Below are 22,445 nucleotides of genomic sequence, written 5' to 3' on the forward strand. Positions count from 1 at the left end.
AACGAGCTCCTCGATCTGCCGGTGGAACCAGCGGATATCGCGACAGCGCTACAAGTCGTAGGAGAGCGACCCACGGGTGAGAGCGCATCCTCCAGCGGGAATGTCTTGCAGATGTCAAGAGTTACGTTCTCTTACACGGATCGACTGGTCCTCAAAGATATCGATATCACGAGGCTTATTCAGGCTCCGTCAGGTAAGTGTGTAGAAGATGAGTCCGATGACTGCCGAGATTGTCGTTTTAAATGTGGCGTAGGGCCGCCGGTAGTCTGTGTGGAGAACTTTCCACGTTTTGATATGGGCGATGACTCGTTCGATGGTGGCGCGTGTGCGGTTGAGGCTCTTGTTGAATGTTTTTTGCCAGTCGAGAAGTTCCCGGCCGGGTGGTTTTTTGAACGGGGTGAGCATGCCGCGCCCGATGTATCCTTTATCGCCGATCGGGGGGTATGTGGCGAGGTGGTCGAGGGCGCCGGATTGGTCGAGGCAATATAGGTCGTGTCGGGAGCCTGGGGTCGGGTCGGAGATCCACGACAGCTGCCCTTCCAGGGTGGCTGCGACCTGGACGACGACGCCGGTGGTGCGATGCTTGCCCGACCACAGACCCGGCACCGCGGCCCATGACCAGCAGGGCAGCAAGGTTCCATCGATGATGTACTGCCGATCGGCACGAAGCTCCTCCGCCGTCGGAACGACACTCCGCAGCGCCTGTGCCAGCAACGGTGTCACCCCCGCGATCGCTCGACTAACCGTCGACTGCGACACCCCATAGGTTTCCGCCAACTCCCACTGCACACGATTCCCGCGCAGATACGCCAACGTGATCACCACCGACCAGAACAACCCCAGAACCGGCGGCCAAGACAAACGCGCCTCCGTCGCGTCCCGCTGATCCTGCTCATACACTATAGCGACAAGATCCTGAATCTCATCACGCCGGAAAACAGTGGCATAGTACATACTGCGACAACCCGTTCATCTCGGATTGATTCGGCAAACCAATATTCGCGATGGACGGGCTGTCGCCCAACCCGACACGCCGGGCTAGATCGTTATTTCACGGGGCCTGAATAAGCCTCCGAGTATCTTCACCGCTATCTCGACGAGTTCGGCCGTCGTTATCACGATCTGCGACAACGCCCCCGTGACACGGTCCTACGCGACACACTCGCCGCACTCGACCTCATGGGCCTGTACGGCGCCGCGGACGACCCGCTCTGGGACGAGGCGGTGACCGCCAGCCACCACGCTGCCCTGGACGGTGTCGGTGAGGACGTCGGCACTCCGATCGTGCGGATCAACGGGACAGGGATTTTCGGACCGGTCCTCACCACCGTCCCCGACACTGCACGTGGCGCGGCGATCTTCGACGCCGTCGCGACGCTGATCGCGCACCCGGAATTCACCGAACTCAAGCGCACCCGAACGACGAGTAGCGATGAGTGACCTCGCGAAGGTGCTCGCGGCGCGGGCCCCGGACCTTCCGGATATCCCGTTGTTCGGTTCGGTGACGGTCGGGCAGGTGTTCGTGGCGGTCGCGGCGGTCGTGGTGCCCGCGACCGTGGTCGGGCATGTGCTGGTGTTGTGGGCGTGGGCCCGCGGCTGGGAACCGCACCGGCTGCGCAACCTCGCCCTGGTCATCGTGGCCGCTGCGCTGCTGGCCGGGCCGATCGTCGGCAGGCTGCCCTGGTGGGGCGTGGAGCTGACGGCCTCGGCGGTGCGTCAGGCATGGGACGGGCACTACCTGCCCGCTGGGATCGACTCCGCCGCGGCGACCGCCCCTCTGGTGGCGGCGGCGGCGTGGGTGTGGTGGCACCTCTACACCAAGCGGATGCGGTCCGGTGTCGCCCAGGCCGCCGGCGAACGCCACGTCCGCCGCCAGCTACACATCCGCGCCGGTGCGGCGGCCCGCCGCGCCCGCCGCGAGCGCATCCCGCTGGCCCACACCGACCGCACCGGCACACCCTCGGTCATCCTCGGCCCACGTTATGACACCGTCCGCGCCCAACCGGACCTACTCACCGACACTCTGCGCCGGCGCGCCGCACCGTGGCTACAGGTCCCGATGCCCGCGATCGCCCTCCACACCGTCTGCCTGGCCGAGACCGGCGCCGGGAAGACCACGATGCTGGTGCGCTGCTCAGCCAGCTGGGCCGAGATCACCTGGACCGCCTACAACCAGCAACAGCACGGCGCTGCGGGATCACGGCCGTTGGTGATCTTCCTCGCGGCGAAAGGCGGCCCCGACGCCGACACCGACGCCCACGAATGGGCCGACGCGATGGAAGACCTCGGCCTGCACCCGGACCGGATCGGGGTGTTCCCGTTCGAGACCCGGCTGAACATGTGGCGCATGCCCGCCACCCAGCTCCGCGCCGCCCTACACAAACTCGCGAAAACCGATCACCGCTTCTACGACGTCCTGCAACGCGGCCTGCTCCACCTGATCATCGACACACCCACCGAGAAACCACCCGCATCCTCGGCGGAGTTCCTGCAACGGCTCGACCCGGCCTGGCTCACGGCGGCGTGGGCGGGACATCCGGTCGAGGAACGCGCCATCGCCGCCCTGACCAAGACCACCGGCGGCGGAGCGGGCGCCTCATCGCTCGACACCGACCTGTTGCTGTTCGCCGATTTGTTCCGCAGCATCGGCGGCGACTTCGACGCCGGGCAGCCCTTGTCGGACTTCGACGCCCTCTACGTCTCCGTCCCCGGCGCCACCGACCAGGTCGTCGCCGCCACCAAGACCGCCGTCCTCATCGAACTTCTGACCTACGAACTCGGTGTCGCCCACGACGGGCAACGCCGTCAGGTGCTGTTCGTCATCGACGAGTTCTCCGCGGTCTCCGGTGACACCGCCGGCGATGTCATCAACCTCGTCGAACGCCTCCGCTCCCTGGGCGGCTCGGTCATCGTCTCCGCCCAATCCTATGAAGGCCTCGCCGACACCGAAGACCAACGACGGCGGCTGCTGGGCGCGATGGGCGGCGGCGCCCTACTCGGCCGCACCAGCAACGCCGAAGCGTTGGCCGAGCGGTTCGGGACCAGGCTGGTCGACGAAGTCGGCTACCAACTCGACGGTGGCCGTATGACCGGTGTCGGCACCGTGCGCCGCCAGCACACCTACCTACTCGACCCGAACCGGCTCCGACAACTCCCCCGCCACCACCTCGCCTACGCCACACCCGACCAGGTCATCTACGGCGTCGTCGCCCCACTCACCGCCTCGCCCGCGATCGCCGGCTCGCCCCGGCGCACCGCGCCCACCAACGGGCCCGCGCTGTCCCGGCGGCGGCTCACCGCAGGCCAGGCCGCCGCGATCAACCGGCGGCTCTGAACCGTCCTGGGTCTGCGAGAGGCTGAGGTTCAGGCCACCGCACCCTGTTGGGCGATGGATGTAGCGTACACCATTTCTCGTTCGATCGGCGACATATAGTCAATGGAGGAGTGGAGCCTCACACTGTTGTACCAGTGAACCCACTCCGCGGTCTCTCGCTCCACCTCACGAAGACCGCTCCAGTTCCGAGAATGAGCATACGGAACGATGAGCTCTGACTTGTACAGGCCGATCGTGGACTCCATCAGCGCGTTGTCCAGCGCGTCACCGACGGTGCCGATCGAGCCGACGATACCAGCCTCGGCGAGTTGCTCGGTGAACGCCAGAGACGTATATTGAGACCCGGCATCCGAATGATGAATAAGACCCTCGGAGGTGAACTCGCTGATCGCCCGTTGGCGAGTGGACAACGCCTGCGCCAGGGCCCCGGAGACGAGATCGGTGGTCTTGCTCATCGACGCCTTCCATCCGAGGATTCTGCGGGAGTAGACGTCGGTCACGAACGACACGTAGCAGAACCCAGAGGCGGTCCACACATACGTGAAATCCGCGACCCACAGCGCATCCGGTCGAGTCGGCGCCGCCCACGCCCGCCTGACCAGGTCAGGATGGCGGGCTGCGCGCTGATCACGGGTCGTCGTGGTCGTGTGGTGGACCCCGCGGCGCACGCCCTGGATCCCGGCGACACGCATCAATCGGCCCATCTGGTCCCGCCCGACCCGCAGCCCTTCCCGCCGCGCCGCACGCCACATCTTCCGCGCCCCGTACACACACCTGTTCTTCCGATAGATATCCACAATCCGATTCACCAGATACGCCTCATCCAACTGGCGATCGGTCACCGGCCGGGACCGCCAGCGATAATACGTCTGCGGGGCGACCTGCACACCGTGTTCGGACAACACGGCACAGATCGGCTCGACCCCGAAACGGCTTCGATGTTCGTGAACGAACAGAAGTCTTACCTGAGGCTTATTCAGGCTCCGTCAGGTAAGTGTGTAGAAGATGAGTCCGATGACTGCCGAGATTGTCGTTTTAAATGTGGCGTAGGGCCGCCGGTAGTCTGTGTGGAGAACTTTCCACGTTTTGATATGGGCGATGACTCGTTCGATGGTGGCGCGTGTGTGGTTGAGGCTCTTGTTGAATGTTTTTTGCCAGTCGAGAAGTTCCCGGCCGGGTGGTTTTTTGAACGGGGTGAGCATGCCGCGCCCGATGTATCCTTTATCGCCGATCGGGGGGTATGTGGCGAGGTGGTCGAGGGCGCCGGATTGGTCGAGGCAATATAGGTCGTGTCGGGAGCCTGGGGTCGGGTCGGAGATCCACGACAGCTGCCCTTCCAGGGTGGCTGCGACCTGGACGACGACGCCGGTGGTGCGATGCTTGCCCGACCACAGACCCGGCACCGCGGCCCATGACCAGCAGGGCAGCAAGGTTCCATCGATGATGTACTGCCGATCGGCACGAAGCTCCTCTGCCGTCGGAACGACACTCCGCAGCGCCTGTGCCAGCAACGGTGTCACCCCCGTGATCGCTCGACTAACCGTCGACTGCGACACCCCATAGGTTTCCGCCAACTCCCACTGCACACGATTCCCGCGCAGATACGCCAACGTGATCACCACCGACCAGAACAACCCCAGAACCGGCGGCCAAGACAAACGTGCCTCCGTCGCGTCCCGCTGATCCTGCTCATACACTATAGCGACAAGATCCTGAATTTCATCACGCCGGAAACCAGTGGTATAGTACATACTGCGGCAGCCCGTTCATCTCGGATTGATTCGGCAAACCAATATTCGCGATGGACGGGCTGTCGCCCAACCCGACACGCCGGGCTAGATCGTTATTTCACGGGGCCTGAATAAGCCTCCCTGAGTCGACGGCCCAGCTCCGCCCGCGCGAAAAACGCCGAAGCAGTCTTCAGAATCTCATTCGCCCGCCGCAGCTCGGCATTTTCTGCACGAAGCCGTCGCAACTCGGCCGCTGCGTCATCGCCACCCGCCGCCGAGCCAACCCCGGAACCGGAATCGCGCTCTTCGGCCTCGACCCAATTGCGGATCGTCGCCGGGTTCACATCCAACAGCTCACCGACGTGCCGGCGCGCGGCCAGCTTCGACTCGCCGTGATCACACAGACGGTCAAGGTAGAGGCGGACCGCGCGGGCACGGGTCTCCTCATCGAACTTCCGAGGTGCTCCCACAGCTCCAGTCTCCTTGCTAGATCAGGAGCCTCTCCACCACCCAGGACGGTTCAGCTCCGCCGACCCGGCACCACGACCGGTAACGGCGCCCGGGCCACCGGCGGCGGAGATGGCCAGGCGCCGGACTGGACCGGCGACGACTGGACACACGACACCAGCAACGAGGACCCACGATGAGCCCGAGCCCGAGTGTCCATCCTGAACAGGCGCGGGCCGCCGCCGCGGCGCTGCTCGGTGTCCCCGCCGGCGCCTCACCTGAGCTGCTGCGGACCGCGTGGCGGGCCGCCGCCCGCCATCACCACCCAGACCGGGGCGGCGACCCGGAACGGTTCATCGCCCTGACCAGCGCCTACGAACTACTCACCACACCACCAGCGCCACCGCGAGCAACTCCACACACGACGACACCGGCGGGGCCGGCGGGGCCGCGCGCGTCGGCGCCGGCCATCGGTGGGCTTCTGTTCCTACGGGCTTTCGGGCTGCTCGCTGCCGTCGGTGTCCTCACCGCTGGTGTCGCCCTGGTCGCCGCGCCGGTCGTGGCCGCGATGGTCGCGTTGCTGGGCGCGGTAGCGGCTGCCCACCATGTCTACCTGGCCGCCGACCGCGCTGAATCCCGCTCGCCGGTAAGCGGTCCCTGACTGTGGGGCGGGCGCCGTCCAGACCGCGCTTTGCTCCGACCGCGAAACAGGAACTCCGGCGCCCGCCACCAGCGACGATAGCCTCAACCGGTCGTCGTGTGTGTCCGACGAGGTCACCGGATGCCCGACGACGGACCGACACCACGCCCGTCTCGACGGCTGCTCTTCCTCGATACAAGGCCGCCCGAGCGGTGCTCAGGTTCAGTCAAGGGGCGGCGTAGCCGATCGCGTAGCGACGCCGCTCGCGGCGCCCTTGGCGGGTTCTGGGCACCGTTCGACACTGGGGCCGCTTCGAGGGAGGGCACACCGCAGCTTCGCCTCGATGACCGGCACCGAGAGCACTCCGCGCACCGGAAGCGCGCGCCCGGCGCCGGTCGTGATCCGCTCCCAGCCCGGCGCTACCTGTCCACGCCGAGGCCGAGGTCGAGCGCGGTCTGCGACCGCCACGCCGCGAACGCTTGATGAAGGTCGGCGGGGATGCTGAGCCGGACGGTCGTGGGCCGCCCGAAACCGGCGCCGATCTGACGTACCTGGCCTGGTAGACGCTGCTGGTTCATCCGGTCTGTTCGCGGTCGGGGCAGGTCTGGTCGTTACAAGCCTGCCAGCCGAGGAACTCCCCCCGGGGCCAGCCACGCCGGGGCCGCGGTGGCGGCATAGAGGTTCTCAACCTGGGCGATGCTCATGTCCAGGTCGTAGCAGACCGTCGGGTCGGCGGCGAGCCGGACGAACGCGGTCTTCGCGATCCGGGCGGCGAACCCGATCGCGGTCTGCGGGGACCGGGCGATCACGATCGTCGCCAGGCCGACACCGAGACCGGGGACGAGGTCGGCTTTCGTCCCGACCAGCTTCCCGCCGTGCTCGCCCTGCTGGCGGCGCATCGCGGTCCGTAACGGCGCCGCGATCGCTGTCCCGACCTGCGGCGACACCTCAAGAAGTTGCATCACGCAATGAAAATTCTTCGCCACCAGCGCGCCCCCACAGGTCCAGGTCCAGGATAGTCCGATTCATGCCGCGTTAGTCGATCTTGCGGGTACTGGTCTGGAGACCGTCGGCGCCGACGATCCTGCTGGCGAGGTGTTCGATCTCGGCGGTGGTGAACCGGTCGGGTAGCGCGATCGGGAGCAGCCGGAAACCGTCGCGGATGGTGTTGAGCGCGGTCGCGAGCCCGGCGACGTGGTTCCGGGCGACGACGTCGATCTCCACGCTGAGCAGGTCACGGTCGTGTCCGTGACGAGCCGGGTTCAGGATGACCGCGGCGACCGCGCGGGACAACACACCGCGCCACAACAGCCCCGTGAAGTGCTCACCCAGGACCTCCGCCGCCCCGGGAAGGTCCTTCCCGGGCAGATCGAAATCCTGACGGCAGACGACCAACACCGCGTTCACGCCCACGCCCACCGGCCTCATCGTCCTCACCGCGCCGACCGCCGCGGCCCCGGCTCCCAACACGGAACCTCGGTGATGTCCCGGATCGCCCACTTCAGCTGCGGCGCCAACGCCTCCGGGTTCCGAGCCCGCGCCCGCCGCGCCCGGTCCCGCTCCACAAACTCCCCCGCAACATCCTGAACCTGCCCCAACACATTCGGCGCACACCAATACATCACACCGACACACTCCAACTCCCGAGCACGGTCCACCACCGCCGACAACAAACCCGCCACCATATCCGCCTCCCCATTCTTCGGCGGCGACTCCAAATAACGCGACCGCGTCTTCCGCGACAACTCCACCTCCACCAAAGCACGCCGCCCATCCGGGAAAACCTCAACCCCATCCGGCATATGCGGCACCGGCACACCACGCGGACGCCACCCCGTTAAATGCTGCAACGTCCGCTCCGACACCCAACGCCCCACATCCAAACCCACCCGATGAAACCGCACCGCCGCCACCGCACGAACATGCCCCGACACCGTCTGCCGCGGCCGCCACCCCGGCACATCCCACCCCAACAACTCCCGCACCAACGTCCGCGACGGCCACACCCACATCGCCCCCGCATCCACCTTCCCCGTACACACCCACCCCGCACGCTTCCAACGACCCACCACCGCATGCGCCGCCTGCGCCGACACCCCCAACACACTCGACAACAAATCCAGAGGCAACCCATACTGATGCGCAGCAATCTCCAACAAACCCGTATCCCGCGCCGTCAACACCACCGAACCCGCATCCCGACGCCGCGCACGCACCCGCTCACCGACTTCACCCAACACCACAACCACCCTTTCCTGCTACCCATCCAAAATATTCCACCAACAACATCGCACACCACCGAGGCGTCAGCGAGGCGAACAACCCACCTACGAGCAGATACACCCAACCCAACCCAACCACCACCTCCCCCACAGTCTGTTGACTTTGACCTTGACCTTGCTTTTTTAAAGGCATTGAACTTCGTACTAGAACACTGAGGCTTATTCAGGCCCCGTGAAATAACGATCTAGCCCGGCGTGTCGGGTTGGGCGACAGCCCGTCCATCGCGAATATTGGTTTGCCGAATCAATCCGAGATGAACGGGCTGCCGCAGTATGTACTATACCACTGGTTTCCGGCGTGATGAAATTCAGGATCTTGTCGCTATAGTGTATGAGCAGGATCAGCGGGACGCGACGGAGGCACGTTTGTCTTGGCCGCCGGTTCTGGGGTTGTTCTGGTCGGTGGTGATCACGTTGGCGTATCTGCGCGGGAATCGTGTGCAGTGGGAGTTGGCGGAAACCTATGGGGTGTCGCAGTCGACGGTTAGTCGAGCGATCACGGGGGTGACACCGTTGCTGGCACAGGCGCTGCGGAGTGTCGTTCCGACGGCAGAGGAGCTTCGTGCCGATCGGCAGTACATCATCGATGGAACCTTGCTGCCCTGCTGGTCATGGGCCGCGGTGCCGGGTCTGTGGTCGGGCAAGCATCGCACCACCGGCGTCGTCGTCCAGGTCGCAGCCACCCTGGAAGGGCAGCTGTCGTGGATCTCCGACCCGACCCCAGGCTCCCGACACGACCTATATTGCCTCGACCAATCCGGCGCCCTCGACCACCTCGCCACATACCCCCCGATCGGCGATAAAGGATACATCGGGCGCGGCATGCTCACCCCGTTCAAAAAACCACCCGGCCGGGAACTTCTCGACTGGCAAAAAACATTCAACAAGAGCCTCAACCACACACGCGCCACCATCGAACGAGTCATCGCCCATATCAAAACGTGGAAAGTTCTCCACGCAGACTACCGGCGGCCCTACGCCACATTTAAAACGACAATCTCGGCAGTCACCGGACTCATCTTCTACACACTTACCTGACGGAGCCTGAATAAGCCTCACTATAGCGACAAGATCCTGAATTTCATCACGCCGGAAACCAGTGGTATAGTACATACTGCGGCAGCCCGTTCATCTCGGATTGATTCGGCAAACCAATATTCGCGATGGACGGGCTGTCGCCCAACCCGACACGCCGGGCTAGATCGTTATTTCACGGGGCCTGAATAAGCCTCCGAGTACGAACGACTCCTGGACGTGTTACGGCCCTTCATCGACGCCGGCCGGGTCGAAGCGTCGGTTCCGACGGCCCCCGCGATCCCCGCCGCTGCTGCACCCGCTGCTGTTCCTGAGGTGATGTCGGCTCCTGAGTTGACGTCGGGCGGCAGCGCTGGCCGCTCTGTCGATGCGGTCGGCGTTCACAGCGGTCTCGGGGTTGTCGGGGATGGTGGTGGCCGGGATTTGTTGGCTGATTTGACGGTGATTGCGGCAGGGCGCCTGCGGGTGGGTCTAGCGGAGGCGGCGGCGTCGTTGCGACAGGTGGATCCGGTGGCGTATGTGGGGTGGGCGGAGCGGGTGTTGACTCGGGAGCTTCCAGATTCAGCGAAGCCATATAATGACCAGTCGGGTCGATGGATTTCAACGAAGAAAATTCTTGCCGCGCGAGGTATTGTGCGTCGCCGCCGTAAGTCATCTAAGTCGCGTAAGTCGCTGAACTCTGCATCGAGCTCCGGTGCGGCTAGATCTGGATTATTCTGAGGAATACTTTCGGGATGGTGTTGCTGGCCCAGTAGGAATGACTATAGGTGGTTTCGATGGCGGGCGGGAGCGATCCGAGTTACATGTATTCGAATGGTTGGTCCGGGAGTAGTGCGGATCATAATCCGGTTACTGCCGTGCGCGCGGCGCGGGTGGTCGCCTCGCTCGCTCAGGATGCAGCCGATGCTCGGCTGCTGCTGGACATCCTTGATCTCACGTCCGCTGTTTCGTGGGCCCGCCGGGATGACAACGAAGATGAACGAGGAGGGCTGGAGAAATGAATGATGTGTCGGACGGCGTGTCTGAGGACAGTCGCACCGTGGCGATCATCGCTCATCTCTCGGCGCCGTTCGCTACGCTGGTCAGCGCCGGGTCGCTGAGCTTGTTGGGTCCGTTGCTGATCTGGCTGGTCAAAAAGGACGACCCGTTTGTGCGGAGGGCGTCCGCGGCGGCGTTCAACTTCAACCTGCTGATCTGGATATTTTTCCTCATCGGCTGGCTGCTGGTCTTCACGATCGTCGGGATCATCGTCGCGATCCCGTTGATGGTGAGCCTGTTCGCGGTGTCCCTGTGGTGCCACGAGGCTCATTCAGGCTCCGTCAGGTAAGTGCGTAGAAGATGAGTCCGATGACTGCCGAGATCGTCGTTTTAAATGTGGCGTAGGGTCGGCGGTAGTCTGTGTGGAGAACTTTCCACGACTTGATATGGGCGATGACTCGTTCGATGGTGGCGCGTGTGTGGTTGAGGCTCTTGTTGAATGTTTTTTGCCAGTCGAGAAGTTCCCGGCCGGGTGGTTTTTTGAACGGGGTGAGCATGCCGCGCCCGATGTATCCTTTATCGCCGATCGGGGGGTATGTGGCGAGGTGGTCGAGGGCGCCGGATTGGTCGAGGCAATATAGGTCGTGTCGGGAGCCTGGGGTCGGGTCGGAGATCCACGACAGCTGCCCTTCCAGGGTGGCTGCGACCTGGACGACGACGCCGGTGGTGCGATGATTGCCCGACCACAGACCCGGCACCGCGGCCCATGACCAGCAGGGCAGCAAGGTTCCATCGATGATGTACTGCCGATCGGCACGAAGCTCCTCTGCCGTCGGAACGACACTCCGCAGCGCCTGTGCCAGCAACGGTGTCACCCCCGTGATCGCTCGACTAACCGTCGACTGCGACACCCCATAGGTTTCCGCCAACTCCCACTGCACACGATTCCCGCGCAGATACGCCAACGTGATCACCACCGACCAGAACAACCCCAGAACCGGCGGCCAAGACAAACGTGCCTCCGTCGCGTCCCGCTGATCCTGCTCATACACTATAGCGACAAGATCCTGAATTTCATCACGCCGGAAACCAGTGGTATAGTACATACTGCGGCAGCCCGTTCATCTCGGATTGATTCGGCAAACCAATATTCGCGATGGACGGGCTGTCGCCCAACCCGACACGCCGGGCTAGATCGTTATTTCACGGGGCCTGAATAAGCCTCGATGTACTGCCGATCGGCACGAAGCCTCCTCCGCCGTCGGAACGACACTCCGCAGCGCCTGCGCCAGCAACGGTGTCACCCCCGCGATCGCTCGACTAACCGTCGACTGCGACACCCCATAGGTTTCCGCCAACTCCCACTGCACACGATTCCCGCGCAGATACGCCAACGTGATCACCACCGACCAGAACAATCCCAGAATCGGCGGCCAAGGCCGTCGCAGGCCAGTCGCGTTCCGCTGATCCTGCTCATGCACCAGAGCGGCAAGATCCTGAATCTCATCACGCCGAAAGCCAGTGGCATAGTACATACTGCGACAACCCGTTCATCTTGGATTGATTCGGCAAATTAATCTTCGCGATGGACGGGCTGTCGCCCAACCCGACACGCCGGGCTAGATCGTTATTTCACGGGCCCTGAATAAGCCTCTAAGCAGGCGGAAACGCGCATACATGAAATTTCGGGCGATACTTGCCCGAAATTGCACGCTTCGTAGCCACGCATGTGCGATACGCATCTGATCTTGATCGGACGATTCGCATCGTGCTGTACTACGCAGCGTGAGCACGACGACGTACGCACAACGCACCATCACTGTGATCCTGGCAGCGGCGATCCCGATGAGCATGACCACCGGATTCGCCGCCGCAGCACCTTCCCACACGCCGCGACCAGCGGAACGGCACGTCCAGGAAACTTTCGCCGGGCAGGACAGTAAGAATCTTGAAGAGGGGCTGCGGTTCATTGAGTCCATCCCCGAGTCCGTGCTTGTCAGTGATGCCGCATGGGATCAGTGGAAGAGGAATCATCTCTCCCCGCCCGATCGAGCAAATGTCTGGGCGTGCAGCTCGGCGATCGCCATCGCGATCATCTCCAACGGCTTCGCCCCGGCGAAGATCCTCAAGCTGAAGAGCGCGATCAAAGCCGCCGGAGGTGTCAAGAAGGTCGCCCAACTGGGCATCGACGCTTTCAAGGCGGCGCGAGCGCGGGGAGAGTCCGTCGGCGCGGCAGCCGCTGCCGCGCAGGCCGCTATCGTCCAGAACGGCGGCGGCGTCGCCCAGGGCATACTCCTCGAATTCTTCTCACTCAATGCCGTGGTGAGCGGATGCTTCCAGTAACCCTACCCCTCCCCAGAGTCGGGGCACTTCCCGATCGAGCCGGGAACCATGCCTGCTGAACCCGCCAAGAAACCGTCCTTCCTTGCTGCTTTTATTATTGTGTGCGGGTGCGGCGTGGCGATGTATCTGTCCGCACGTATTTTCCCGGATGAGCCGTGGGCGGACTTGATTTTCTTCGCGAGTCTCATCCTGCAAGGCGCAGTCACCCTGTGGTTCAACTTCACACTCCACCGCAAGGAAAAAGACCCCACGTCACCATCGCAGGACCCTCGAGTTCCACCGGTCAGCGAAAGCACAACCCATTTCACTTCTCATCGAAACAAAGAGGGAAACATGAAAGAAGACGTTCCGGCAGGACCCAGCGGGCCGGGGCCGCGGCCGGGGATCATGGCGTTGCAGGCGTTGCGGTGGTATCAGATCGCCGGTGTCGCAGCCCGGTTCGTCCGGGCGAACCCCGCAGCGGTGCTGGCCCCGACACTGCTCGCAGCACTGGTCCTGATCGGCGGCGGCGGGCTGACCTGGTGGTGGCTGTTCGACCCGGCCACCGCCATCGACAACGCCGCCGCCGCAGCCGCGCAGGCGACGGACCCGGCCGCGGCAGAAGCCGCCGCGCAGGCCGCCGCAGCAGCATCCTCACCGCAGGACCTGCTGTTCAGCCTCGTGCTGCTCGCGCTCTACTTCATCCTGGCCCCACCCGCAGCCGCCATGGTGCTGTCCACCCTGCGCCCCGCCGTCCTCGGACACAGTCGGGTATCGCTGTCGCAGGCCTGGGCGGCAACACGCCCTCACCTGCGGTCCCTCTACGGAGTGTGGGCAGTCCTCACCCTGATCGGCCTCATCCCGACCGCGATCCAGACCGCCGCCGCAGCCCCGTTCTGGAACACCCCCGACACCCCCGCCGAGGCCTCGGACACCATCGGCGTCCTCGCCAGCATCCTGACCGTGGCCGCAGTCCTGCTACTGATCTACGTCTCGGTCCTGCTCGCCTTCGCCCCCGCCGCCGTGATCGTCGAAGGACTCACCGCCGGGGCCGCGCTGCGCCGTTCCCTCGACCTGGTCCACCGATCCTGGTGGCGCTGCTTCGCCGTCCTGGTCGCGATCAGCGTGATCCTCCTGATCGTGGCCACCCTGATCACCCTGCCCGCCCTCGCCGCCGCCATCGCGATCGGATTCGCCGGACCACTCTGGATCGCGATCCTCGGCGTCGGTGCTGTCCTGGCCGCGGTGTTCGCGATCAGCTGCAGCTACGGCATCGGCGCCACCGCCCTGCTCTATCAAGACCAGCGCATCCGACGGGAGGACTACGCCACCGACCTCATCCACGACGCCCGCCTCGAACCGTAAACCCGCAGGCCAACGGCACAACCGCACCAGCGGCGCTACCGTCCGAGTCCGGGGCCCCGGCCCGGACTCGGACGGTGCCCGCGGGCCGGGGACCGCCGCGCCAGCACCGACGGCACCGGGCGGGGCGAATCGTGACGATCCTGATCCTGCACCGGCGCCGGGGACCGGGCCCCCCGCAACGCCCCCACCGGCGGCGACACAACCCCGCCAGCAGCCGGGACAGCGGTCAACGCCGCGTAGCTCCGCCGCGCCGCCGCGGCCTGCGCCGGACGCTGCTGCGCCTCCCGCAACGCCACCACCTCCGCGACCACCGCCGCCACCGCAGCGATCAACCGGGCCGCGTCCTCCTCCCCATCACGCCCCAACGGGCCCGCAGCGGCCAACCGCCACGCCGCCGACCGCAGCGCCTCCGCCGCCGGCGACCACCGCCCCGGCAGCACCCGATACGGCACCCGCACCGCCCGATCCAGATCGGCCCCCGCCCGACCACCGACCTGCCGAGCCACCACCTGACCAGCGGTGACCGTCTCGACCGCAGCCAGCATGTCCCCCACCGCATGCACGACCCCATCACCACCACGACCAGCACCCTCAGGAACAACGACGACGGGAACCCCACCGTCCCCAGACACCGCCTCCCTCAGCGCTGCGCTCGCCTGGCCCATCGCCGACACCGCGCTCTCCACCGCCGCCGCCCGCTCCACACGCGAGGCCCGCGACCGATACCGCCGCACCCCGGCCGACTCCACCGACACGACCAGCTCCGCTGACGCCCACCGCGCCCGCAGGTTCGGCAACGACAGATCCGCCGCCAACCGCCGCCCGGAGAACCACACCGACTCCCCCACCCCGTTCACATCATGCGGAACCGCGACCGCATACCCCACCATGCCGCTCGCCCGATCCCCCGCCACCGCGTAACGAGGCCGCACCATCACCCCCCGATCCGCCAACACCGACACGAACGCCTCCGCGTCCCGCGCCTGCACTGCTGCGGCCCGCACCTGCCGCCGCAACCACTCCCGCGACGTCTCCTCCGCGCCACGCCGCAGCGCCTTCTCCTGCTCGGCCTGCGACGGCCCGGTCACCGAACTGCGATCCGCCCCCGCCGTGGGCGTCAACCCCAGTTTCTGCTCCCACGCCTGACACGTCTCCCGCGCACGCCGCTTGTCAAACGACGGCGACACCCGCCGCCCCGACACCTGCCCCACCAACACCGCCGCCACATGCACATGATCATCAGCGTGGCGGATCGCGACCCACCGACACCCATCCAGATCACCACGCCGGGCGATCCCCGTCCGATCCATCAAATCCTCAACCACCTGCGACCACTGCTCATCACTGAGCACCGGATCCTCCGGCGCACACCGCAACGAGCAATGCCACACCGGGCCCTGCTTCGGACGCCTCTCCCCCTTCGCCGGCGGCGTCAACGACACCCCCGCCGCCATCGCAGGATCACTCAACTCCGCCACCAACCCCGCAACATCGAACGACCCATCCGCACTCAGCGGCGGCTGATGCACCTCCGCACAGCCGTCCCACGCCGCGACCACCCGCTGCCCCACATGCTCATTCGCCCGCCCCGGGCCCATCAAGTAGCGGACGAGCCCGGACGGGCGCCACCCCCGACTGATCTTCGCGATCACCCCACACCCCCGCACCCATCCGAACCCGGCGCCCCCGCCGCCCACCGGGCTCGGGAACGCGCCCGCGACCGCACCACCGCGCGCTCCGCCCCCACCTGCTCATCCACCACCGCGACCGTCGCATCGATCCGCTCCACCGCCCTGCTGACAAGGTCCAGCACCCGCCCCGCCGACGCCTCCACCACCCCACCGGTGTTCGCGACCCGAGCGACGTCGTTGAGGTTCCCCCCGACATTGCGCAACACCCGACGGTCCTCCATCAACTCCGCCCGCAACCCCATCAACCCCTGCATCCGCGCACCCGACACCCCCGCCGAACGCACCGACACACCCGACCCGACCGCGTCATCACCGGCCGCGTCATCACCGGCCGCAGCCACCTCCGCCGACCGCACCGCCACCACCCCCAACCACGCCCCCACAGCCATCCCCGACCGCACCGCCGCCGCCTCCACCACAACCCGCTCCGCCGTCGACAACCACACCAACACCCCATGCGGACGACCACCCACCGCCCGACCACGACGCGACCCCGCCATCCGCCCACGACCCCCCACCCACTCACACCCAACACAACTGCTCGACCCGGACTCCGGGGCGAGCATCTCACAACCGACGACCCACCAAGTGTTTTCTTAAAGAAAACACACAACTTGCTGCGCGGCAGGCGCACGCAAGCTGCGCCGCAGGCGCACGCAAGCCGCGCCGCGCAGTAACGCACCCGACAGCAGACCCACAGCGCAGCAGGCGAGGAACGCAGACAGCACCTACCCGGTCACAACCCCGACCAAGTCACACGTAACGAGATCGGGCCGCACCCGATACACTCCGCGCATGAACGCGCGCGCGGCGACAACAGCAACACCACAAGCCAAGACCCACGCACGCACAGCAGCCCGCGAACTCCTCCGCGCACGCATCCAACCCATCACCGCACTCGCCGAACTCGCAACCGCCGTCAACACCGCCCGCACGCACCTCGACGACGCCCGACAACGATGGCGCAACGCACAAACCGCCTACGCCCACGCCTACCGCGCCGCACGCGACGCCGGCTGGAGCCCCACCGAACTCCACGACATCGGCTGCGGCACCCAACCCGCCGGAACAGCACTACGCACCACACGCCCCGACAACGACAGCACCACTCCGACGCCCGCACCTCCGGTGACCACCGACCCGGAACCGCGACCCACCGACACCACCGACACCACCGACAACGCCACCGCTGGACACAGCGCACACGAAGCAGGACCCCGATGACCACCGACACCACTGCCGTCGGCACTGCCGACGGCACCACCGACGACTCTCAACCGGTCTTGATCTTCGGGCGGGGAGCGCTGACCCGACTCGCCGACGGCCGTAAAACAGCAACCATCAGCAGCGAAATCCCCGACGCAGCACCCGGCGACACCGTGACAGCAACACTCCCCGCCGGGACACCACGCCTGCCCCTCCAGATCACCCACCGCTACCCCGTCGACGAACTCGCCGCACTACCCCAGCTCGCCACCCAAGCCGGACTCGAACTATCCGCCTTCACAAAATGCCGATCATGGTCGGCATACCTCGACAACGTGACCACAACCGGAACCGTCACAACCCCCGCGCACGTGCTAGTCCTCACCACCACCGGAGAACTCGAAGGGGAATTCCCCCCGAAAAAACGCCCCACCCCGAAACGTAAACGCCAACCCCCGACACCACCCAAGCCGAAACCCGCCCCAGAACCACTGAAACCCGTGAAAAACGGCTGGATGCAGATCCAAGGCACCGGGCCAGTGAAAATGACACCACTCACCATGGTGCACCCACAAGACACACCCGAACTCCAACAACGAATCGCAGCCGTCCTCGCCCGACGCACACCAACACTACAAGAACGCCGAGCACTAGCACCCGTCATCGGAGCACTACTCGAAAAAGGGAAAGCCGGACCAGCAGGACTAGGAAAAGACGACCGAGAACGACTCCGGAAACAACTCCACACAGCAATCGCCTGGCTCACCCAACACCAACTACTCACACACGGACACTGGAACCCGAAACTCCTCGTCGGACTCCGCATCAAACACGCCACCACCCGCGGCGGCGCACCCAAACAATAAAACCTTTCCCCACCGAAACCCGAGTTCACGCCCCCACCCGTGCCCCGCCGACCGGCGCGGTCGAGACGCTCCAGCAGCGCCCGGTCTTGACCGCCAACCCGGCACTCGCCAACGCAGTCAGCGCTTTCGACACCGCCGGGGCCTTCCGACCCGTCACCGCAGCGATGTCCCCGGTCCGGGTATGCCCGGCGGCCAGGGCGGCATAGACCTCCCGCTGCGCAGGCGACAACCCGGCGTGCTCCGCGACCTCGAGGGCGCTGGGCTCCTCAGCCGGGGCAGGAAGGGGCACGACGTCGGCGGCGGTCAACGCCGCAGGCACGGCGACACCCGCCCATCCCGGCAACGCCACCACCGACACCACCGACGGCGCCGAGAGCTCCGGCGCCGGTGCCTCCGGGGCCAGCTCCCCGGCGGCGCCGGCGCCGGTGTGGGTGGTGCGGCGCCAGGCGGCCAGCTTCGCCGTCTGGGTCTCCCACCGCGCCTGCGGCGACAGACCCTGGACCGGCTGGAACGGCAGAACCGCCGCAGCAGTGTCGCCGTCCAGGACGGCGGCGGGCACCGACCGCACCCACTCCCCCAAATCCTCTGCCCAGGCGACGCGGCCCATCGTCATCCGCCCACCTGAGTTCGCGAAGCAATACCCACCACCCGAGGGCAGGCTGGTGGGGGCGACCGCGAGACCGTCGATCACGGCGTTCTCGCTGCGGTTCATGTTGCGGAAAGCGAACAGGTTCCGGGCGGTCAGGAAACTCCGCAGCACCGTGGACTGCCCGAAATCCGGCGCCAGCAACGACTGCGTCCCCCCGGATTCCGCAGTTCGTGGGCAGATGTGAGGGCTGAATTCGGGGGTTGACCTGCAGGACCGCTGGTGTGGGAGCGGGGTGGGCGTGTGTCCATGCCCGCCGCGGTGCCTGTTGGCGCTGTTTGGGCTGGTTAGGCGGGGTCGAGGGTGGTGATCCGGGGTGGTGGGGTGACCCCGCAGGCCCGAAGAATGCCGGCCTGGGTGGTGGTGAGCTCGGTGGTCTGCACGACGGTGCCGGCCGGGCCGGTGAGGGTGATCGTGTGCAGCCGGCCCAGCTCGCGGGAGATGGTGCGCCAGGTGCGGCCGGTGCGGCGTTCGGCGACCCGGATCAGCAGCAGCGCCAGCCAGCAGAGCAGGACGTGGGCGCGGATGCGGAGTTCGAGGCGGTGGAACACCGGCCGCAGCTCGATGGTGGATTTCAAGTCGCGGAACCCGCGCTCGGCCTCCAGCAGGTTCTTGTAGCCCAGGGCGACGTCCTCGGCCGAGAGGTCCGGGTCGGAGGTGGACAGCAGGTACTTCCCGTCCAGCTTCGCTTCGGCGGCGATCTTGGTCCGGTCCAGTTGCAGCCGCCCGGACGGTGTCTGGCGCAGCCACCGGCCCAGGGCCGGGTGTTCACGCAGCGCGCATTCGGCCTTGACGTGCGCGGCCTCCTCACGTTCGGCGGCCCGGGCGGCGTGCCGCCACGCGGCCTTGCTGGTTGTGGTGGCGGCGCGGCGGGTGCGGGCGGCCTCGCGGGCTCGGGTGCGGGCGGACGCGATGCGGTCGAGCTCGGCGGAGATCCTGGCGATCGCGGCTTCGCGGGCGGCCTGGTCGCGTTCGGCCTCGTCGGGGTTGTGGCAGATGATCCACCGGACGCCGGGGGTGGAGTCGATCCGGACTTCCTTGACGCGCAGGTTGTCCCGAACCTGCTGGTAGCGGCCCTGGCGGGACAGTGCCTGGGCGGCGTGCGGGCTGCCGTCGCGCATCCGTTCGCCGGCGATGTAGTGCCCGCCCGCGCGCTGAAGGTAGGCCAGGTTGTCCCGGGAGGAGAACCCGCGGTCGACCACGGTGACCACGCGGCCCAGTCGCCACCCCCGTAGGTCGTCCTTGACCTGCGGCAGGATCGCCTGGTCGTTGGTGTTGCCGGGCCAGCACCAGCACCGGACCGGGATGCCTTCCCGGGTGACGGCCAGCCCGATGACGATCTGCGGCAGGTCCCGGCGGTGGTCCTTGGAGTGCCCGTAGCGCCGGAACCCGCCCGGGCCGCCTGGGCTTGCCACTGCGTCTGATCCGTCGACGCTGCTGTCGGTGCTGCTGTCGGTGCCCTCGGCGGGGTCGGGGTCCTCGGTGTCGCGCTCGAAGTAGGTGCTGGTCGTGTCGAAGAACAGCAGGTCGACCTCGAGGTTGAGCAGGTCCGCGACCGCGAAGAACACCGCCTCCTGCACCTTCGCGTCGGTGTCGGCCTCGATCAGCAGGTCCATCGCCCGATACGCCTGATCCTCGCTGAGCGCGTCCAGGCCGGGGATCGCCACGTCGTGGCCGACCCACTCGGCCGCGGCCAGCTTCGAGGACGGGTCGATCGCCCGGTTCGCCACCAGCGCGAACAGCACCCGCTCGACATCGGTGGTGAACCGGCGCCCACCCAGCACCTTGCGCAGGGCGGCCTCGACGTCCAGGGCCTTCCACAGCCCGTTCAGCAACCACGCCGCCCCGGCCGGGCGGGAGGCGATCAACCGCAGCCCCTCGGCCGCGGTACCGGCGCCCGCGGACTCAGCGGCGTCCGTGCCGGCGTCGGTGCCGGGTTCGCCCAGGTAGCGGTTGATCGAGCGGACCAGCCGGCGCAGCCCGTCGGGGTCCAGGCGGTCCTCCCGGCCGAGGTTGAGCAGCACGTTCGCCTTCGTGGTGGCACCGACGCGTTGGTTGTGGGCCAGGGCCAGGTAGCGCACGACCGAGCCGTCCTTGTTCCGCCGCTCGGTCGTCCGCAGATACATGACCGCAGCCGATCACACTCCGGGCAGCTCACACAAGCCTCAACCCGCCAAAACGTGTGCCCACGTTTTCGAGCACTCTCACGCAGGCGCAGCACGCTGACCAGGCCTTACTCCCCGCGGACCCCGCTCATGTGCCCATCAACTGCGGAACGCGGGGTCCCCACCACCAGCCCGACGCCGTACTTACGGCCGATCCGCACCACCCGCTCCAACCGTCCGATGAAATCGGCCGCGACCATATGCGGATGCGTCGACAGGCGATGCAACTCATCGATGATCCACATCAGCCCGGGCAGCTCCGGGGTGGGCAGCAGCTTGCGCGCCGGGGACTGGACCGCCGGATCGGTGATCGCCACCAACGCCCCAGCCCCGGCCCCGCCGTCGCCGTCGCCGTCACTGTCGGGGTCGGCGGGGGCGTCGGTGAGGGTGGACTTGAGCAGCGACCGGACTTCCAGGGCGGCCTCGACCGCGGCGAGCTGGGCCAGGACACCGTCCGGACCGGACTCCGCCCAATCGGCGACATCGTTGAGCACCGGGGACGACCCGCCGTCGGGGTCACCGTCACCGAAGAACACATGCCAGCACCCCGACGCCACGAGGCCGAGGCCGATCGCCTCCAAACACGCCGACTTCCCCGACCCCGGCTCACCGGTCACCAGACCGTTGCGGACCCCGACCTCCTCCACGGCATGGAAGACCATCTCCCCCTCCCCGTCGGCATACGGCCCGAGAGGGATGGCCCCGGACTCATACCGCGGCCCGGTATAGGCGATCCCCGCCGAGAGCACGTCCCGCACGATCACGGTGATCACCGCCCAGCCCTCGTCGTCCGGATACGGCTCCACCACCAGATGTTTCCCCGACACACCCAGAGCGGAGGCGATCCGGGCCCGACGACCCAGGATGTCGTCGAAACACACCTCCCCCGGCGGAGTGCGCACCGTCCACCGGATCGCCCGCCCCGACTCCACCCGATCCGTCAACAGCGAGTCCGGCAGCGCTTTCCCCCGGCGAGCGACATTGGCCGCCCACCGCCGAGCAAGACGGTCCCCGACATCACCTGCGTCCTCGGTCGGCAGGACCGGGCCGGTCGACGGCACCGTGACCGGGTGGGCGGCCATCCAGCCCGACCAGCACGCCGCCGAACCGGCCGCGAGCACGGCGAGCAGGGCCGGATCGGCCGGGCCGGCCAACGCCGCCGCACCCACCCACGCACCCGCACCGGCGACACCCGCCCACGACGCCTTCTTCCACGACGCCGGGACCCGGCGGCGCCACCAGCCCCGCGCACCGGCCAGCCCGGCCGACACCGCGAGCCCGAGACCCGCCGACACCGCGGCCGCCGCACCCGGCCCCTCCGAAGCGGCGACGAGATCGCACAACGCCCAGCCCAGGGCCCCCATCGCCGCCGTCGCCGCCGTGACCAGATACGGCACCCGCCGCGCCCACACCGACGCCCGGACCCGCTCCACCCGCTCGCTGGCAGCGGCCTGACCAGGCGTTTCCCGCCGCAACACCGAACCCGCCGGGCGCGCCACCACCTCACCACCCGCACTCGCAGCGGACTCGTCGTGGATCTCGTCGGCGGTCAGGCGTTGCAACGCCGCCACCAGCACCTCCGGGGACAGCCCGGCCGGATCGGCCGGCCCTGACTCGATCGCTGCACTCAACGCGCCCTCCGGTCCTCAGCGGTCGCGCGCAGGTACGGTCACGCGCAGACTTTCGTTTCGTTCTGCTCGGTAGTGTTCGGTGATGTTCGGTGGTGCCCCGCACCGCC

General features: G+C 66.7%; 22 protein-coding genes and 2 pseudogenes. 10 read left to right on the top strand and 14 right to left on the bottom strand.

Features of this window, described 5'->3' with window-relative positions:
* Positions 1-189: 189 nt before the first annotated feature.
* A complete protein-coding gene (locus KPL59_RS11440; protein WP_226360778.1) occupies positions 190-954 on the bottom strand; it encodes a transposase in 765 nt (254 codons plus the stop codon).
* A 132-nt stretch (positions 955-1,086) separates the two neighbouring features.
* Between KPL59_RS11440 and KPL59_RS11445 the strand changes: the two are divergent.
* Both KPL59_RS11445 and KPL59_RS11450 read left to right on the top strand, forming a co-directional pair.
* Positions 1,087-1,440: pseudogene (locus KPL59_RS11445) on the top strand (disulfide bond formation protein DsbA); the annotation flags it as partial.
* Positions 1,433-3,334, top strand: coding sequence for a TraM recognition domain-containing protein (locus KPL59_RS11450; protein WP_226360780.1), 1,902 nt, complete (start codon positions 1,433-1,435; stop codon positions 3,332-3,334). The pseudogene KPL59_RS11445 and the gene KPL59_RS11450, both read left to right, overlap by 8 nt.
* A gap of 29 nt (positions 3,335-3,363) precedes the next feature.
* Here the strand turns inward: KPL59_RS11450 and KPL59_RS11455 are convergent, their stop codons facing one another.
* The 3 genes and pseudogenes from KPL59_RS11455 to KPL59_RS11465 all read right to left on the bottom strand — a co-directional run.
* Positions 3,364-4,314, bottom strand: coding sequence for an IS3 family transposase (locus KPL59_RS11455; protein WP_255676979.1), 951 nt, complete (start codon positions 4,312-4,314; stop codon positions 3,364-3,366).
* A gap of 6 nt (positions 4,315-4,320) precedes the next feature.
* Entirely contained in the window at positions 4,321-5,085 is a 765-nt protein-coding gene (locus tag KPL59_RS11460) for a transposase (RefSeq protein ID WP_226359944.1), read from the bottom strand.
* Between the two features lie 149 nt (positions 5,086-5,234).
* Positions 5,235-5,534, bottom strand: a pseudogene (locus tag KPL59_RS11465) (transposase); the annotation flags it as partial.
* 173 nt (positions 5,535-5,707) lie between these two features.
* Between KPL59_RS11465 and KPL59_RS11470 the strand changes: the two are divergent.
* A complete protein-coding gene (locus KPL59_RS11470) occupies positions 5,708-6,172 on the top strand; it encodes a J domain-containing protein (RefSeq protein WP_226360781.1) in 465 nt (154 codons plus the stop codon).
* A 398-nt stretch (positions 6,173-6,570) separates the two neighbouring features.
* Here the strand turns inward: KPL59_RS11470 and KPL59_RS11475 are convergent, their stop codons facing one another.
* From KPL59_RS11475 to KPL59_RS11485, 3 genes are all read right to left on the bottom strand, one after another.
* Positions 6,571-6,729 carry a hypothetical protein gene (locus tag KPL59_RS11475; protein WP_226360782.1) on the bottom strand — a complete coding sequence of 53 codons (159 nt, stop codon included), beginning with the start codon at positions 6,727-6,729 and terminating at the stop codon, positions 6,571-6,573.
* Between the two features lie 33 nt (positions 6,730-6,762).
* The gene (locus KPL59_RS11480; RefSeq protein ID WP_226360783.1) at positions 6,763-7,113 is read right to left on the bottom strand and encodes a hypothetical protein; all 351 of its coding nucleotides are present in this window, start codon (positions 7,111-7,113) and stop codon (positions 6,763-6,765) included.
* Between the two features lie 73 nt (positions 7,114-7,186).
* On the bottom strand, positions 7,187-7,570 hold the full coding sequence (locus tag KPL59_RS11485; RefSeq protein WP_226360784.1) for a hypothetical protein: 384 nt from the start codon (positions 7,568-7,570) through the stop codon (positions 7,187-7,189).
* A gap of 1,136 nt (positions 7,571-8,706) precedes the next feature.
* Here KPL59_RS11485 and KPL59_RS11490 point away from each other — a divergent pair.
* The 3 genes from KPL59_RS11490 to KPL59_RS11500 all read left to right on the top strand — a co-directional run bounded on the left by KPL59_RS11490 (position 8,707) and on the right by KPL59_RS11500 (position 10,795).
* Complete coding sequence (locus KPL59_RS11490) at positions 8,707-9,471, top strand: transposase (protein ID WP_226360785.1); 765 nt, start codon at positions 8,707-8,709, stop codon at positions 9,469-9,471.
* Positions 9,472-10,244: 773 nt separating this feature from the next.
* On the top strand, positions 10,245-10,469 hold the full coding sequence (locus tag KPL59_RS11495) for a hypothetical protein (protein WP_226360786.1): 225 nt from the start codon (positions 10,245-10,247) through the stop codon (positions 10,467-10,469).
* A 17-nt stretch (positions 10,470-10,486) separates the two neighbouring features.
* Positions 10,487-10,795, top strand: a complete 309-nt coding sequence (locus KPL59_RS11500) for a DUF4870 domain-containing protein (protein WP_226360787.1) — start codon at positions 10,487-10,489, stop codon at positions 10,793-10,795.
* On the opposite strand, the gene KPL59_RS11505 is transcribed toward KPL59_RS11500, so the two are convergent.
* Both KPL59_RS11505 and KPL59_RS11510 read right to left on the bottom strand, forming a co-directional pair.
* Positions 10,788-11,552 carry a transposase gene (locus KPL59_RS11505; RefSeq protein WP_226360788.1) on the bottom strand — a complete coding sequence of 255 codons (765 nt, stop codon included), beginning with the start codon at positions 11,550-11,552 and terminating at the stop codon, positions 10,788-10,790. The genes KPL59_RS11500 and KPL59_RS11505 overlap by 8 nt on opposite strands.
* 84 nt (positions 11,553-11,636) lie before the next feature.
* Entirely contained in the window at positions 11,637-11,981 is a 345-nt protein-coding gene (locus tag KPL59_RS11510) for a transposase family protein (RefSeq protein WP_226360789.1), read from the bottom strand.
* Positions 11,982-12,231: 250 nt separating this feature from the next.
* Here KPL59_RS11510 and KPL59_RS11515 point away from each other — a divergent pair, with 250 nt between their 5' ends.
* The gene (locus KPL59_RS11515) at positions 12,232-12,789 is read left to right on the top strand and encodes a hypothetical protein (protein ID WP_226360790.1); all 558 of its coding nucleotides are present in this window, start codon (positions 12,232-12,234) and stop codon (positions 12,787-12,789) included.
* Positions 12,790-13,191: 402 nt separating this feature from the next.
* Entirely contained in the window at positions 13,192-14,133 is a 942-nt protein-coding gene (locus tag KPL59_RS11520; RefSeq protein ID WP_226360791.1) for a hypothetical protein, read from the top strand.
* A gap of 35 nt (positions 14,134-14,168) precedes the next feature.
* On the opposite strand, the gene KPL59_RS11525 is transcribed toward KPL59_RS11520, so the two are convergent.
* Together KPL59_RS11525 and KPL59_RS11530 are read right to left on the bottom strand one after the other, a co-directional pair.
* Positions 14,169-15,785 carry a relaxase/mobilization nuclease domain-containing protein gene (locus tag KPL59_RS11525; protein ID WP_226360792.1) on the bottom strand — a complete coding sequence of 539 codons (1,617 nt, stop codon included), beginning with the start codon at positions 15,783-15,785 and terminating at the stop codon, positions 14,169-14,171.
* A complete protein-coding gene (locus KPL59_RS11530) occupies positions 15,782-16,264 on the bottom strand; it encodes a MobC family plasmid mobilization relaxosome protein (protein ID WP_226360793.1) in 483 nt (160 codons plus the stop codon). The genes KPL59_RS11525 and KPL59_RS11530 overlap by 4 nt, the downstream gene beginning before the upstream one ends.
* Before the next feature lie 355 nt (positions 16,265-16,619).
* Here KPL59_RS11530 and KPL59_RS11535 point away from each other — a divergent pair, with 355 nt between their 5' ends.
* Together KPL59_RS11535 and KPL59_RS11540 are read left to right on the top strand one after the other, a co-directional pair.
* Positions 16,620-17,048: a hypothetical protein gene (locus KPL59_RS11535; protein ID WP_226360794.1), complete on the top strand. Its 429-nt coding sequence runs from the start codon at positions 16,620-16,622 to the stop codon at positions 17,046-17,048.
* Positions 17,045-17,896 carry a hypothetical protein gene (locus KPL59_RS11540; protein WP_226360795.1) on the top strand — a complete coding sequence of 284 codons (852 nt, stop codon included), beginning with the start codon at positions 17,045-17,047 and terminating at the stop codon, positions 17,894-17,896. Before KPL59_RS11535 ends, KPL59_RS11540 begins: the two co-directional genes overlap by 4 nt.
* Positions 17,897-17,921: 25 nt before the next feature.
* Here the strand turns inward: KPL59_RS11540 and KPL59_RS11545 are convergent, their stop codons facing one another.
* The 3 genes from KPL59_RS11545 to KPL59_RS11555 all read right to left on the bottom strand — a co-directional run bounded on the left by KPL59_RS11545 (position 17,922) and on the right by KPL59_RS11555 (position 22,338).
* The gene (locus KPL59_RS11545; protein ID WP_226360796.1) at positions 17,922-18,686 is read right to left on the bottom strand and encodes a hypothetical protein; all 765 of its coding nucleotides are present in this window, start codon (positions 18,684-18,686) and stop codon (positions 17,922-17,924) included.
* Positions 18,687-18,829: 143 nt separating this feature from the next.
* Entirely contained in the window at positions 18,830-20,668 is a 1,839-nt protein-coding gene (locus KPL59_RS11550) for an IS1634 family transposase (RefSeq protein WP_226359530.1), read from the bottom strand.
* Positions 20,669-20,775: 107 nt separating this feature from the next.
* The gene (locus KPL59_RS11555) at positions 20,776-22,338 is read right to left on the bottom strand and encodes an FtsK/SpoIIIE domain-containing protein (protein WP_226360797.1); all 1,563 of its coding nucleotides are present in this window, start codon (positions 22,336-22,338) and stop codon (positions 20,776-20,778) included.
* Between the last annotated feature and the right edge of the window lie 107 nt (positions 22,339-22,445).

It is taken from the genome of Pseudonocardia sp. ICBG1142 (genome assembly GCF_020496255.1).
GTDB lineage: Bacteria > Actinomycetota > Actinomycetes > Mycobacteriales > Pseudonocardiaceae > Pseudonocardia.

Coding starts and splice junctions, on each gene's coding strand:
- KPL59_RS11495 (WP_226360786.1), top strand. CDS start 10,245: ATGGCGGGCGGGAGCGATCCGAGTTACATGTATTCGAATGGTTGGTCC.
- KPL59_RS11460 (WP_226359944.1), bottom strand. CDS start 5,085: ATGTACTATACCACTGGTTTCCGGCGTGATGAAATTCAGGATCTTGTC.
- KPL59_RS11505 (WP_226360788.1), bottom strand. CDS start 11,552: ATGTACTATACCACTGGTTTCCGGCGTGATGAAATTCAGGATCTTGTC.
- KPL59_RS11510 (WP_226360789.1), bottom strand. CDS start 11,981: ATGTACTATGCCACTGGCTTTCGGCGTGATGAGATTCAGGATCTTGCC.
- KPL59_RS11440 (WP_226360778.1), bottom strand. CDS start 954: ATGTACTATGCCACTGTTTTCCGGCGTGATGAGATTCAGGATCTTGTC.
- KPL59_RS11480 (WP_226360783.1), bottom strand. CDS start 7,113: ATGCAACTTCTTGAGGTGTCGCCGCAGGTCGGGACAGCGATCGCGGCG.
- KPL59_RS11535 (WP_226360794.1), top strand. CDS start 16,620: ATGAACGCGCGCGCGGCGACAACAGCAACACCACAAGCCAAGACCCAC.
- KPL59_RS11470 (WP_226360781.1), top strand. CDS start 5,708: ATGAGCCCGAGCCCGAGTGTCCATCCTGAACAGGCGCGGGCCGCCGCC.
- KPL59_RS11475 (WP_226360782.1), bottom strand. CDS start 6,729: ATGAACCAGCAGCGTCTACCAGGCCAGGTACGTCAGATCGGCGCCGGT.
- KPL59_RS11450 (WP_226360780.1), top strand. CDS start 1,433: ATGAGTGACCTCGCGAAGGTGCTCGCGGCGCGGGCCCCGGACCTTCCG.
- KPL59_RS11490 (WP_226360785.1), top strand. CDS start 8,707: ATGTACTATACCACTGGTTTCCGGCGTGATGAAATTCAGGATCTTGTC.
- KPL59_RS11550 (WP_226359530.1), bottom strand. CDS start 20,668: ATGTATCTGCGGACGACCGAGCGGCGGAACAAGGACGGCTCGGTCGTG.
- KPL59_RS11540 (WP_226360795.1), top strand. CDS start 17,045: ATGACCACCGACACCACTGCCGTCGGCACTGCCGACGGCACCACCGAC.